General features: G+C 69.3%; 13 protein-coding genes. 9 read left to right on the forward strand and 4 right to left on the reverse strand.

The window, feature by feature from the left end; genetic code table 11:
- The 4 genes from AC5YDV_RS19085 to AC5YDV_RS19100 all read left to right on the forward strand — a co-directional run.
- Positions 1 to 285: hypothetical protein (locus AC5YDV_RS19085; protein WP_496185117.1), on the forward strand; the 285-nt coding region annotated here is incomplete at its 5' end.
- Positions 282 to 1,727 carry a hypothetical protein gene (locus tag AC5YDV_RS19090; protein ID WP_496185116.1) on the forward strand — a complete coding sequence of 482 codons (1,446 nt, stop codon included), beginning with the start codon at positions 282 to 284 and terminating at the stop codon, positions 1,725 to 1,727. The genes AC5YDV_RS19085 and AC5YDV_RS19090, both read left to right, overlap by 4 nt.
- Positions 1,728 to 1,786: 59 nt before the next feature.
- Positions 1,787 to 3,823 carry a hypothetical protein gene (locus AC5YDV_RS19095; RefSeq protein ID WP_496192563.1) on the forward strand — a complete coding sequence of 679 codons (2,037 nt, stop codon included), beginning with the start codon at positions 1,787 to 1,789 and terminating at the stop codon, positions 3,821 to 3,823.
- Positions 3,824 to 3,835: 12 nt separating this feature from the next.
- Positions 3,836 to 4,387 (forward strand): hypothetical protein, encoded by a 552-nt coding sequence (locus AC5YDV_RS19100; protein WP_166233239.1) that lies wholly within the window; start codon positions 3,836 to 3,838, stop codon positions 4,385 to 4,387.
- 391 nt (positions 4,388 to 4,778) lie between these two features.
- Here AC5YDV_RS19100 and AC5YDV_RS19105 read toward each other — a convergent pair whose 3' ends face one another.
- Positions 4,779 to 5,024, reverse strand: coding sequence for a hypothetical protein (locus AC5YDV_RS19105; RefSeq protein WP_496185114.1), 246 nt, complete (start codon positions 5,022 to 5,024; stop codon positions 4,779 to 4,781).
- Here AC5YDV_RS19105 and AC5YDV_RS19110 point away from each other — a divergent pair.
- Genes AC5YDV_RS19110 through AC5YDV_RS19130 form a run of 5 tightly spaced genes read left to right on the forward strand, consistent with a single transcriptional unit; the run spans position 5,008 to position 9,264 of the window.
- Positions 5,008 to 5,289, forward strand: coding sequence for a hypothetical protein (locus tag AC5YDV_RS19110; protein WP_496185113.1), 282 nt, complete (start codon positions 5,008 to 5,010; stop codon positions 5,287 to 5,289). The genes AC5YDV_RS19105 and AC5YDV_RS19110 overlap by 17 nt on opposite strands.
- A 58-nt stretch (positions 5,290 to 5,347) precedes the next feature.
- Positions 5,348 to 6,013 carry an SAF domain-containing protein gene (locus AC5YDV_RS19115; RefSeq protein WP_206080016.1) on the forward strand — a complete coding sequence of 222 codons (666 nt, stop codon included), beginning with the start codon at positions 5,348 to 5,350 and terminating at the stop codon, positions 6,011 to 6,013.
- A 7-nt stretch (positions 6,014 to 6,020) separates the two neighbouring features.
- A complete protein-coding gene (locus tag AC5YDV_RS19120; RefSeq protein ID WP_496185112.1) occupies positions 6,021 to 6,830 on the forward strand; it encodes a CpaE/TadZ family protein in 810 nt (269 codons plus the stop codon).
- Complete coding sequence (locus AC5YDV_RS19125) at positions 6,827 to 8,362, forward strand: TadA family conjugal transfer-associated ATPase (protein WP_342372612.1); 1,536 nt, start codon at positions 6,827 to 6,829, stop codon at positions 8,360 to 8,362. Before AC5YDV_RS19120 ends, AC5YDV_RS19125 begins: the two co-directional genes overlap by 4 nt.
- Complete coding sequence (locus AC5YDV_RS19130) at positions 8,359 to 9,264, forward strand: type II secretion system F family protein (protein WP_496185111.1); 906 nt, start codon at positions 8,359 to 8,361, stop codon at positions 9,262 to 9,264. The genes AC5YDV_RS19125 and AC5YDV_RS19130 overlap by 4 nt, the downstream gene beginning before the upstream one ends.
- Positions 9,265 to 9,272: 8 nt before the next feature.
- Here AC5YDV_RS19130 and AC5YDV_RS19135 read toward each other — a convergent pair whose 3' ends face one another.
- From AC5YDV_RS19135 to AC5YDV_RS19145, 3 genes are read right to left on the reverse strand one after another with little or no spacing between them, the layout of a single operon-like run.
- On the reverse strand, positions 9,273 to 11,045 hold the full coding sequence (locus AC5YDV_RS19135) for a site-specific integrase (RefSeq protein ID WP_496183013.1): 1,773 nt from the start codon (positions 11,043 to 11,045) through the stop codon (positions 9,273 to 9,275).
- Entirely contained in the window at positions 11,042 to 11,371 is a 330-nt protein-coding gene (locus AC5YDV_RS19140) for a helix-turn-helix domain-containing protein (protein WP_496183014.1), read from the reverse strand. Before AC5YDV_RS19140 ends, AC5YDV_RS19135 begins: the two co-directional genes overlap by 4 nt.
- 4 nt (positions 11,372 to 11,375) lie before the next feature.
- The gene (locus AC5YDV_RS19145) at positions 11,376 to 12,476 is read right to left on the reverse strand and encodes a tyrosine-type recombinase/integrase (RefSeq protein ID WP_496183015.1); all 1,101 of its coding nucleotides are present in this window, start codon (positions 12,474 to 12,476) and stop codon (positions 11,376 to 11,378) included.
- Positions 12,477 to 12,641 lie beyond the last annotated feature (165 nt).

Below are 12,641 nucleotides of genomic sequence, written 5' to 3' on the forward strand. Positions count from 1 at the left end.
GAGTTGTTGGCACTGGGGTTGGCGCTGGGTCACGTGCGGAGCGCGGTGGTCGCGTTCGTGTCGGCGGACGACCCAACCGGGGAATCGCTGTTCCTGGCGGCGGAGTGTCTGGACCTGGAGGGCCTGTTCGGTGACTTCGGGGTCGTGCCACAGCAAGTCGATCCCGGCTTGGACGCGATCGCGTCGCTGGACGCCGCGTCCAATGTGTTGGTCGCAGCGCGGCAGGTGGTGCCGCTGGCCTTGTGGGCCGCGTTACAGGCGGTGCGGGCGAGGGCAGCACGATGACCACCACGGTCGGGATGCTGCTGGACGACGTCCACACCCGCGCCTGGGACCTGTGTGCGGAACTCGAGGACCGGCGTGCCGAGAATCGCTACGGCGAGCGCGGCCTGGAGGTTCTGGCGGTATGGCCCAGGTTGGCGACCGCAGCTCTCCGCGTCCTGGACGCGGTGCCAGTGGAACCGGCATGGCTGGACGACATGGGGTCCGTCCGGTTGGTGTTGGGCCAAGTCGGGCGAGGGGTGCTCGAGGCCACGGCCGACAACGGTTCCGCAGCAGCGTCCCTGAAGCCCGATCCGGCGGTGGGCGAGCTGGCGCTCCGATTGGGGCTGATCGCGGACCTGCTGGTTGGCGAGAAACCGGCGCGCACCGATGTGGACCGGGCTGCTCTGGAGGGCTTACAGGCCAACGTCGTCTCGATCGTTCACGCCGTGGCCACGGTGTCCCTGCCACTCCTGCAGGACCGGGACCATCTGCAGGCGCCTCGATCGGTGCTGGCTGCTGTCAAGGCCCGCACGGAACGGTTCGCGATGATCCCCGCCGAACGACGGAGCGGCCGATACGAGGACGTGGGCGCGGTCACGTCGAAGTCGTTGGACGCTGCGATCTCGACCTGGGTGCACGCCACGGTAGACATCCTGAGCTCGCGCCGGGGGGTGAGCCAGGCGGCCCTCCAGGTCGCCGCGGGTGACGCCTTGATCCTCACCGCGACGGCAGGAACGGTCTGCGCGGCGGCCCGCCGGCTAGGACTTGTGGACGCAGACCGGGCAGCCGTGGCCACCTCGGCGCTGGGAGCGGCGCACGCCGCTTGGCGGCGGCCGGCAGCGTGGCCGGAAACGGTCCGACTGGAGGGAGTCCGTGACCCCGAACATGTCCACGCGTCGCGTCAGCTCCGGAAGCTGGTCACCGACAACCTGCGCCAGGGGCGGGACTGGTTGCCGCCCGAGCGCATGGCTGACCGGTTCGACATGGGGCTACTACTGGGCACGATGCGCCGCGGCGTTCATGGGGTAGGAAACGTGGCGTTGGCCCACTTCCAAGCTCTCGACACGCTGGTGCGTGGACGCGGCCGACTGTGGATCGCTGCATCCGCAGTCACCCAAGCGGCTTACCGCGGGCCAACGACCATTGAGGCCGCTCTCCGTCACGGTTGGGTCCAGATGCCGCTAGGCGAGCCCGCCGGTCGTGCACTCCATGCCGACGCGAAACACGCCCTCGACATGACCACGATGGCCCTTGCTGCTCTGGACCGCACCGCAGCCTCTGTCACCACCCGTCAGTCCGACGGTGGGCTGCGGTGGGACCGCGCCCGGATCGTGGCAGTCGAGACGACGGACCAGCCCGTCCTGTTCGAGACCGTTCGTTCCTCGCCCTTGGCCGGCTTCCGGGCCGAACAGCGGAACCCGATCCAGCTCGGCGGCCGTCCCGCGCCGGGACCGCGACGGTGACCCCTGCCATCCCCCCGCCGCGCAGCGACGCTCCGCGCGGGGAGGTCGACGCTTGGGTGTTGACTGGTCGGATCAGCCCGCGACGCGTGGTGCGCTCCGCAGGGGTGGATGGCGATGGTCAGCCGCTCAACAGCTACCCGCTGGTCCATCCCATCGCAGGGGCACGACCCCGGACGCCGTGGGCCGTGCACCTCGCCGACGCGACCGGTCGCTATCGACTGTTGTGCGTCGATTTGGACGCCAAAGGTTCGTCCGAGGCCGCCGCCGCGGACGCCACTCAGTTCGGCGAGCTGGTGTCCGAACTGGGGATCGAGCACCTGGTGTGCGCGTCCGGACCCACGGGCGGCCGGCACGTGTGGATCGGACTGCGCGACGCACTGGACGCCGAGGCGGTCCGCGCCCTGGCGTACCTGCTGAAGGCCTGGCTGCCCTCCCTCGATGTCGCACCGCTGACCAACCCGACTTCGGGATGCGCGCGCCCCCCGGGTGCACCGCATCGCCTCGGGGGTAACTCGCAAGTGATCGCCGGATCGGTGGCGGTGCTCACCGAGCCCACCGTCACCACAGGCCAGATCCACGCGCTGATGAGCCGGGTCGCCGACCACGTCCATGCAGTCGAGCCGGCGACCCAGCCGACGCGATCCCGTCCCGTTGCGGTGGTGGACGGAATGCCGTTCCTGCCCGGGACCAAGCGGGCCCTCTCAGCGTCCTGCCGAGGGCTGCTGGAGGCGACCCCGACCGGAGACCTGTCAACCGTGCTGTGGCGGGTGCTCTGCGGCGCAGCGGCGGCCCGCTGGCGGTTCAGGGACGTCTTGGCGCTCGCCGACGCGCCAGGGCTCGAGCACGCCCGCACCCTCCGCGCGGGGGCAACCCGGATGCCACGCCCGACACGCGGGCCAGCGTCCCCAACGGCGATGCTGCGCCGCCAGTGGACCCGCGCCGTCCAGGCAGTCGCCCAACTCGGCCCCGGCCAAGCCATTGAGGGCACCGATAAGAGCTTCGACACCCGCGCTGAGGTCGTCACAGAACTCGTCCGCACCGTGCAGCGTCGAGCGGACGCCACTGCCGGTCGGTGGGGCCGCTCCCGAGCGTGCCACGCGCAGCGGCGCGTCCTGGATGCGCTGTGCCTGTTCCACCTCCAAGGCGTCCGTCCCGACGAGGTCGAGGCCGACATCCGCCGCCTGGCAATGACCTGCGGCCTCGACCGCGAGACCGCCCGGCGATCCCTGCTCGCGCTGACGACCGACGGCTGGATCACCCGAACCCAGTCCGCCGTCGGGCGCCGCGGTGCTCGCTGGTCCATCGACCCGGGCGGCGCCGTCCACAGCCGCATCAGCGAGCTGCTGTCACAAGCGGACCCGCGCCCCGCTGGCACCGGCTCCGCCCTGCGCTCCGCGCTCCTCAACCAGCTCGCGGACCGGCTGAACGACAACGCACACGATGCCTTCGCCACCAACGGTGGCCTGGGCCCCGACGCCGGCACCCTCTACGGACGCTTGAGGGAACCGATGGACGCCGCGGAGTGCTCCTACCTTCTGGGGTGGTCAATCGACAAGACGACCATCATGCTTGATCGGTTGAATTCGGTCGGCCTGGTTGAGTGGCGCGAGCGATGCTGGCGGCGCGTTGACACCGCGCAGATTGATCAAGTCGCGATCGCCCTGGGAACCAACGGAGTAGGGCAGCGACGAGCCGACCTCTACGCCGTCGAGCGGACCCTGTGGGCTTGGTGGTGCACCGAAGTCGAGCAGCTGCGCACGGTGCGGTCTCGGCGTGGCTCCCAACGCGTCCGACAAGCGCGTTCATGGCCTCCCCACCCCCGACGTCACAACGGACGAGCTGACTTTGCGGCCGCTCGACGGACGCTTCGCCGCCGACCAGAAACGCTAGTGGGACTGGTGTCACTCCGTGGGACGCCCGAAGCCGCACCGATTTCGCGGCCTACATTCGGGGCACTGTCCCCCAGGACGACGCTCAACAGAACAGGACCAGGGCTCCCTGGCCGAGTCACCCCCGGCTCGAGTGAACGAAGTCGTTCAAAGAATTTTGCCCCGGGGTGTCCGCCAACGGCCCTCCTCCTTACTTCTGGTAGGTGAAGGAGAAACCCCATGGTGAACAAGAACACCCTCGGACGGGCCCTGCTCGCGCTCGCGCTAGCGCCCGTGATGGCTGCCTGCACGGCTGCGCCAGCATCGAGCCCTTCCGCATCCGTCGCTCCGACGCCCACGCAGACCGCTCCGACGCTGTCGCCGGCTGAGCAGGACCTCGCCAACGCCAAGCAGGCCGTGACGAACCTCTGGTCAGTCGTTGATCGCTTGACCAATGACCCCCAAGCATCACTGCAGGACCTCGACACCGTGGCGTCCGGTGAGGCGTTGGAGTTCTTCCGCAAGAACCTCACCGGTTACCGACTCGAGCAGCTCACCGGGTCGGGCAGTTCGGTTGTTGAGCTCCAGTCAGCCCAGCCGTCCGGGAACAACAGCCAGGGCGTTCCCACGTGGACCGTCACCGCTTGCGTCGACACGAGTGACACCAAGCTGGTGGACCCCTCCGGCAAGAACGTCACAGCACCGCCGTACCGCTTCCAGCACCGCTCGGTCGTGGTGGAAAGGTCAGGGGCCCTGCGGGTCGACCAAGACGAAGTGCTGGGCACATGCTGACCCGCGCGTTCGCGGCGATCGGGTTGGCTGTCGCATCGGTGCTCCTGGGAGCCGTCCCGGCGATCGCGGCCGGGCCGCCGGTGGACTGCGGCTCCGACGCTCAGTGGGACGGCCGCCAGTGCAAGATCACCGCCACCAACCCCGGTCGGTCTGGCAAGACACCGCTCAGCGGCGGTGGCGGAAGCGGGGAGTCGGCACCCCGAACCTGCGCCTACGGTTCGATCCCCATGCCTTGCCAAGATGCCGAATTCGGCTGGTGGTCGGATTCCAAGAGCTGCTACGTCCAGCTCACCAACCCCCAGCCACCGGCCACCGCGCCTGCCTGGGAAGGCCACACCGACGGCGCCATTTACGACTGCTCGCTCCCACGTTCAGGGGGTTTTGGCGGGCTTCAGTACAGGTTCTGGTCCGCCACCGCCCCCGCGGGTCCTGATCCCGTCGTGTTGGCGCAACAGGCGATCGCGAGCATGAACTTGAGGCCGATCTCGATCGGGATCGTGCCGGAGGACCGACCGGGCTCGGTGGGTCTGGTCGGGATGCCGGTCTGGTTGTGGGCATCCAGCCCGGACGCGCAGTCGTGGGGCCCGATCACCCGCAGCGCGTCGGCGTCCGGAGTGACCGTGACCGCAACGGCCAAGGTCCAGCGGGTCCGCTGGCAGATGGGCGACGGCGCCGTGGTGGTCTGCGCCGGGCCGGGCACTGCCTATGAAGACCGGTTCGGCAAGACCGACTCACCCACCTGCGGCTACACGTACAGCAAGCCGGGCACCTACACCGTCCAGGCCGAGACGCAGTGGTCGGTGGCATGGTCGGGCATGGGCCAATCCGGGACGATCCCCGTCACCTTGAACCAAGCGACCACGATCACGGTCGGAGAATTGCAGGTCCTCACGACGGGCTGACCGAGCCCTCCCCCCTTCCGTGCACGCACCCCCCACGAGAGCGAGCCACCCCATGTCAGTGACCACCCGCCCGTCCACCACCAAGCCGGCCGCCGCGCCGGCTCAGGAACCGCCGGCGCTGGCCACGCCACCGAAGTTGCGCCGACGACCCGTCGCCCTGCTGGTGTCGGTCGCCACCATCGTCCTCGGCTCGCTGGGCGGATTGTGGTTGTGGACCGCCGCCGGCCACACCACCGAAGTCCTCGCGGTTCGCACGCTGGTACATCGCGGTGAGGTGATCGACCGCGACGACCTGATGACGGTGCGGGTCAGCCTTGACCCGGCAGTCCAGACAGTGGCAGCCACCCAAGCGGACGCCGTCGCCGGCCAACGAGCCGCGCTCGACCTCGCACCCGGCGGCCTGCTCACCCCCAGCGACTTCGCCACCTCGGTGCTGCCGGCACGAGGAACCTCGGTGGTGGGCGTCGGCCTTGCGCCGGGCATGTTGCCAGCTGAGCCGATCGCGCCGGGCGACGCGGTGCGCGTCGTGCAGACCCCTGGCGCCCAGGGTGAGGTCGCCGATGCACCGGTGACAGTCTCGGCGACCGTGGTGGGCGTGCATCCTTCGGAGACGGGCGACCAGACGATCGTCGATGTGGTGGTCCCTGCGGAGGCCGCGGCGGATCTGGCGGCGCGGGCGGCCACCGGCAAGGTGGCTCTGGTGCTTGATTCCAGGGAGCGGTGAGTCGGCCATGGCGATCATCGCGTTGACGGCAGGCTCCGGCTCCCCGGGGGTGTCGACCACGACCGTGGGCCTCGCGCTGTGCTGGCCGCGTCCGGTGGTGCTGGTGGAGGCCGACCCGACGGGCGGGTCGGGGATCTTGGCCGGCTACTTCCAAGGCCAGGTCGCCCACGACGGCGGCCTGATCGAATTGGCGATGGCCCAACGTGAGGACCTGGTTGCCGCCGAGCTGCCGCACCAGCTCCTCGATCTGCCTGGCTCGCAGGCTCGGCTGCTGCCCGGCAGCCGCTCCCACGCCCAGGCAGGCAGCATGACCACCTTGTGGCCGGTGCTGTTGGATGCGTTACGGGATCTGGAGGCAACCGGACAGGACGTGTTGGTCGACGCGGGCCGCCTCGGCTTGGTCGGCTCTCCGGCCCCACTGTTGTACGGCGCGGACCTGACGTTGCTGTTGACGCGCAGCACCTTGCCCGCGGTGATCGCGGCCACGTCGTGGGCCGAGACCCTCCGCGACCAGACCGAGGCCACCGCCACCCGCGTGGGCGTGGTGGTGATTGGTGAGGGCCACCCGTACTCGGCCCGCGAGGTGTCCGACGCGCTGGGTCTGCCCTTGGTGGGCACCCTGCCGTGGGACCGCCGCTCGGCCGCGGTCTTGTCCAGGGCCCGCGGCTCCTTCTCCAGGCGCGCTCCATTGCGCTCGGGGTTGTCGGCCTTGGGAGAGGCGATCCGCGTCCACGCCTCAGCAGGAGTGGGTCGTCCGGTGTCCCCGCTGGCGTGGTTGGCCCGTTCCGTTCCGCAGACTTTGGGAGGTTCCCGATGACGCTGCCCCTTGACGAGAGGCGACCCGACCCGCGGTCGTTGCCGTTGTTCGCGTCCCGCGCCCGGCGCGCTGACGCCGGTGAGGAGCACGTGGGGCGGCCGGCTCGGCCGCGATCGGCTTCCGGGCTGCATGCCGTGCCCGCCGGCGAGCCTTCGGGCACGCCCACCCCGCGCCGCGCCACGGGATCTGAGGTGGATTGGGAGTTGGTGGCCGCGTTCCGGTCACAGGCCTCGGAGTTGTTGACCAAGCAGCTCGGCGGCGATCGGCTGCACCTGGACAAGGCCGCTCAGGAGGCTTTGGGCCGCTCGATCATCGTGGAGCTGCTGGAGGCTGCGGCAGCGGACGCCGTGACCGCCGGCCGGCCATCGTGGACGCCTGTCCAGCAGGACGAGTTGGCGCAGGCGATCTTCAACGCCTTGTTCCGCATGGGTCGCCTGCAGCCCTTGATCGAGGATGACAGGATCGAGAACATCTCCATCGTCGGGTTCGACGGGGTGTGGCTTGACCTGGCCGACGGCAGCCGGGTCCCGGGACCGCCGGTCGCTGACTCGGACCAGGAGTTGACGGACTTCCTGACCTTCCTGGCGTCCCGGTCGGAAATTTCGGCTCGCCCCTTCAGCGAGGCCCAGCCAAAACTGCACCTCCAGCTGGATGACGGGTCGAGGCTGGCGGCCACCGCCTGGGTGAGCCCACGGCCGCTCGTGTTGATCCGCCGGCACCGGCTCACCGAGGTCAGCCTGCAGGACCTGGTTGATCGTCAGGCATTGTCGCCGTTGGCCGCGTCGTTCCTGACCGCAGCGGTCCGGGCCAGGTTGTCGGTCGTGGTGGCGGGGGCGCAGGGGTTCGGGAAGACGACGATGGCCCGCGCCTTGTGTGGCGCATTCGACCCCAAGGAGTCGATCGCCACGCTGGAGTCGGAGTTCGAGCTGGGTCTGCACGAGATGCCGGACCGGCACAAGATCGTGTACGCGTGGCAGTCGCGGCCCGGCTCGGGGGAACGCGGCCCGGACGGTCGACAGTCGGGGGAGTTCACGCTGAATGAGGCCCTGCACGACTCGTTTCGGTTTACGGCGGGGCGCACGATCGTGGGGGAGGTCCGTGGCCCGGAGGCCTGGCTGATGGTCAAGGCGATGGAGTCCGGGTCGGGGTCGATCTCGACGACCCACAGCGTGAACGCGCGCGGTGCAATGCGAAAGCTCGTCACCTGCGCGATGGAGTTTGGGCCGCAGGTCACCCACGAGCTGGCCACCCGCAAGCTCGCCGAAACCATCAACCTGATCGTGCAGCTGGACATGGAGGTCGAGGAGTTGCCGGACGGCACCGAACGGCGCCACCGGTGGGTGTCCGAGATCGTCGCCATCAGCCCCGGCGAGAAGGACCTCGGCTACGCCACCACCACGGTGTTCGACGCCCATGAGGGCCGGGTCGCGGTCGCGCACACGCTCCCGGACGAGTTGCGGCGGCTGGAGCGTCACGGGTTCGACCTGGCTGGCTTCCTCACCGAGGCACGCTCGAGCGGTGTGATCGCATGACCGCCCTCCTCGCTGCGCTCTCCGGCGCCTTGGTGACCGCTGGCGTCCTGGGTGTCATCGCGTCACTCCGCCCCCGCCCGGTGGCCCCGCCCACCAACCCGCGCCGAACCGCTGCCCTGCGGCGGCGCGTCCGGAAGATCCCGACCCGCACCCGCGTGTTGGCGCTGGTCGGCTTCGGCGCCGGCGCGTTGGTCGCGGTGCTGTCGGGCTGGCTGGTCGCGGTGGTGGCGATCCCGCTGGCCGTGGTCGGTCTGCCCAGCCTGTTGCGGTCCCCGGCTGAGACGGCCCAGATCGAACGCCTCGAGGCGATGGCGGAGTGGACGAGGAACCTCGCCGGCGTCCTCACAGTCGGGGTCGGGTTGGAGCAGGCACTGGTCGCCACCCTGCGCTCCACCCCCGAACCGATCAAGCCGGAGGTGTCCAGGCTGGTAGCCCGGCTGCGTGCCCGCTGGTCGACCGAGGACGCCCTGCTGAAGTTCGCTGACGAGCTGGACGACGCGACCGGGGACCTGGTGGCCGCCTACCTGATCCTGGGTGCCCGGCGACGCGGCGCCGGCCTGGCCAGCGTGCTGCAGGGGTTGGCCGAGTCGGTGGCCGACGACGTCACCGCCCGCCGCAAGGTCGAAGCTGACCGGGCCAAGCCCCGCGCCACCGCCCGCAACGTCACCTTGATCACTCTGGGGGTGCTCGGGTTCCTCGCCTTCAACGGCCAGTTCATGGCCCCCTATGGCACCCCGCTGGGCCAAGCCCTGCTGGCGGTGTTGCTGGGCGCGTACGCCGGCACATTGGTCTGGCTACGGCGGATGTCGGTGGGTGAGCCCCTCCCGCGGTTCCTCGGCGAAAGCCATGGGTTCAGGATTACTGAAGGATCCTCCGCCTTGAACCCAAGGGTAGGTCACTGATGAGCCGCTCACGTGTTACCTGGGGTTCGGGAACTGGGGGGTACGGGTGTGTGGTCCTCAAGGTCGGGGTGGGTGAGGGTGCTCAGGTAGTGCGCGGCGGTCTCGATGGTGATGCCGAAGAAGTCGCAGAGGCGACGGTGGTCGCCGCCGGCGTTGACCTCGGCGAGGATGCGGTCCTGGCGCATTGCGCTGGGTGGGATGCCGAGCTTGTCGGTGAGCCAGGGGACCCGGACGGGTTCGAGGGTGGATGCGGACCGGCTGTGCACGAGGAAGTGCGGGTTGATGCTGCCGGGCCAGCGGTGGTGTCGGTGGAGGAGGTACCGGTCCAGCGTGGCCTTGGTGGCGTGGGCGAGCAGGATCGTGCGGTCTGGCAAGTGGATCCGGTGGTCATGGATGTCGACCAGTTGGAGGGCGCTGGCTTCGGCGGGCCGCAGCCCGTGGACGCCGATCAGCGCGGTGATCGCGGCGGTGGCTGGGTCGGGGGAGTTGAACAGGGCACCGAGCACGGCGGTATCGGTGGGCATGGGGATGCGTCGCTCGAAGTTGCCCATGTTGAGTTGGGCGGTCGGGTTGACGAAGAGCACGTGGTGTCGCTTGAGGGTGGTGAAGATCGAGCGCAGCGCGGCGCCCAGTTTGGCGCGTGGGGTGCCTTCGCCGGGCAGGGCGGCGAGGATGTGCGTCCGGCTGATTTCGCGCAGCGATTGATGGCCGGCTGCTGCCCAGGTGAGGAGCGTCGGCAGGGCCCATCGCGTGCGGAGCTTGATCGACTGGTCGTGGCGCGGTCGGCTGCGCGGCGGGGTGGTGCTGCCGTGGTGCAGCACGTTGAACCAGATCAGCAGTTCGTCGGCCATGGGGTCGGGCAGGCCTTGGAGTTGGCGTTCGAACCAGGCGTCCAGCGTCGAGGTGCGGTCGTCGATGAGCATCCCGGCGTCTTGCAGGACGAGGAGCGCGAGTCGGACCCGGAGGCGGTGTCCGATGAGGTCGAGGACGTGGCTGGCGCGGATGGGTGGGGCGGTGATCTGGTGCTTGGCCAGCAGGACCCGCAGCGTGATCCGGGTCTTGAGGGATTGCCGTTGGGTCCAGCCGTGCCGGGCGGCCATGTCGAGGGCATGGTCGTCGAGTTGGGTGGCGAATTCGTGGTTGGGTGGCTCGCCGACACCGTGGCGGCGGGCGGGATCTTCGACCGGGTGGTAGTCGAACAGGCTGGGTTGGTCGGCGTTCGTCGATGGAGGGCCGGTATCGGGTGCTTCCAGGGGTGTGCCGGGCAGCGGCAGTTGATCGCGGCGACGTCGGAAGTCACGGCGACGGTGCGGTCGGTATCCGTTGCGGTATCCGCTCATGTCGGCGAACCACAGCTGTTGTCCGCCGCGGTTGGCGGTGACCACGTCGCGGGGGAGTCCGTACTGGGCTTGGTTGTAGAGGGTCTGCATCCAGCACAGGCGGCAGGCCTGGTGCTCGTTGATGGCGAGTTCACGATGGCAGCTGATGCACACGCCCTCGACGGGATAGCGGTGACGCCAGCCGCGGCAGGCTTGGCAGGTCCATCCGCGGAGGCGGGTGACTCCCCAGGCCAGGCAGTCGCGGCAGGAGTCGGGCGGTTGGGGTGCGAAGGGATGGCATTGGCGGCACAGCCGGCCGGCCCAGTAGTCGCCGGTGGCGCCGCAGCTTCGGCAGGGAAGCGGTCGGCCGAAGCTGCCGGGTTTGCAGTCGTAGCACCAGCGACGCTTGACGTAGGCCTCGGGCTTGCGTCCGCAGCCCTCGCACGTCTTGGGGGCGGTCACGCGGGTGGCTTGCTGCGGGGACGCCCCGTTGTCGGCGCTCGCCGTCGGGCGGGTGCCGTGGGTGAGGCAGCTGCCACGGCCTTGACGGCTTGTTGCCGGGCGGTCACTGCGTCGGGTTCGCACACGAGGATGTCGGTCGGCTGGCAGCCGAGCACGAAGCAGATCACATCGAGGTCATCGAGCCGGATGGTGGTGGGTGTTCCAGCCCATAGCCCGGACATCTTCCCGGCACTGATGTCGAGGCCGGCCTCGGCCAGCCGTCGGCGTAGTTCGGTGGATTTCCAGATGCCGGCCTCGGCGGCCTTCATCCGCAGGTTCCAGCGCATGGGTTCATACCTCCTTGTGGGGTGCGGGGTGGGTGATTCGATCCAGGGTCCGCTGGTTGGCGGCCGCCCAGGACGCTTCGATGTGGGTGGAGTGGACGTGGATGTACTGGGTTGTGGTGGACAGCCAGCTGTGACCCATCAACTCCTGGATGGCCTTGAGTGTCATGCCCTGCTGGTACAGGTGCGATGCGCAGTAGTGCCGCAGGACGTGGGGGGTGAGCCGTCGGCTCCAGTCCGGCAGCCACCGTTCCACGGCGTCGGCCAGTCCGGTGCGGAGTGCTTCGGTGCCGAGCCGGGTGCAGTGGCCACTGAGCCGGTCGCGTCGTTCGCTGGGCAGCAGCGGGGCGGCAGGGTCGTCGTAGTCGTCGCCGAACTGGTGGCGCACGTCGGTCAGCCACCACTCCAACAGTGCGTCGACGTCGTCGATTGCTGGCACGATTCGTACTTTGGCGCCTCGGCCCCGGCTGCCCTTGCCGTGGCGGACGTGCAGCTTGCCGTGGGGACCAAGCTCGGGATGCCAATCGGCGACGTCCAGCATGACCGTCTCGTTGATCCGCAGACCGAGCCGTCGCCACAGGGACGCGGCCAGATAGTCCCGGGCCGCTGGAAGGTACTTCCGGCTGTCGGGCAGCGCATCGCGCCACCCGTCGAACAAGGCACGGATCTCGTCTGTCCGCGGGGGAACCCTGGTCGCGGTGGCGGCGGCGATCGCCCTGGGCCGGTTGAACTCGTCGATGGGCTGGACGACGACCTGCCCGAACAGGGCATGGATGTCGCCCTGGTACCGAACGATGACGAAGTCGTAGAACTTGGCCAGCGTGCCCGCTCGAGCGGCGACGGTCGACTTGGCGAGCCCGCGCTGGGTTCGTGCCGCACGAAGGTACCTGTCGGCGTCCTCTACCTGCGCGGTCCACAGCGGACGACCCAGGAACCGTGTGAAGTCGAAGATCGCCCCGCGTTCGGCGGCGGCCGTCCCATCGGTGAGCCCGGCAGCACTGAGGGCCAGCGAGTACTGGTCGATGAGTTCCTGCTCGAACTCCTCGGCGTCGATCCGGCTACGCGAACTGCGCGCCGACTCGACCGACCGCACTACCGCGAGCGCCATACCCCAACCTCACAAACCTCAACGAGTTGTCGAGAACTTAGCATGAACGTCAGGAATCATGACGCACGGTCAGGATGGCGTGTCGGATCCCCCTCCCGTCATCAGTCCAAGTCACCGGCCCACCACACCACACGGTCCCTCGCGGAACTGAATGGTGTTGAAACA

The organism is Propioniciclava sp. LT432, from assembly GCF_059515965.1.

What these genes read in the sequence shown, in the direction of transcription:
- AC5YDV_RS19125 (WP_342372612.1), top strand. Translation starts at nt 6,827, where the DNA reads ATGACGCTGCCCCTTGACGAGAGGCGACCCGACCCGCGGTCGTTGCCG.
- AC5YDV_RS19140 (WP_496183014.1), bottom strand. Translation starts at nt 11,371, where the DNA reads ATGCGCTGGAACCTGCGGATGAAGGCCGCCGAGGCCGGCATCTGGAAA.
- AC5YDV_RS19130 (WP_496185111.1), top strand. Translation starts at nt 8,359, where the DNA reads ATGACCGCCCTCCTCGCTGCGCTCTCCGGCGCCTTGGTGACCGCTGGC.
- AC5YDV_RS19120 (WP_496185112.1), top strand. Translation starts at nt 6,021, where the DNA reads ATGGCGATCATCGCGTTGACGGCAGGCTCCGGCTCCCCGGGGGTGTCG.
- AC5YDV_RS19145 (WP_496183015.1), bottom strand. Translation starts at nt 12,476, where the DNA reads ATGGCGCTCGCGGTAGTGCGGTCGGTCGAGTCGGCGCGCAGTTCGCGT.
- AC5YDV_RS19090 (WP_496185116.1), top strand. Translation starts at nt 282, where the DNA reads ATGACCACCACGGTCGGGATGCTGCTGGACGACGTCCACACCCGCGCC.
- AC5YDV_RS19100 (WP_166233239.1), top strand. Translation starts at nt 3,836, where the DNA reads ATGGTGAACAAGAACACCCTCGGACGGGCCCTGCTCGCGCTCGCGCTA.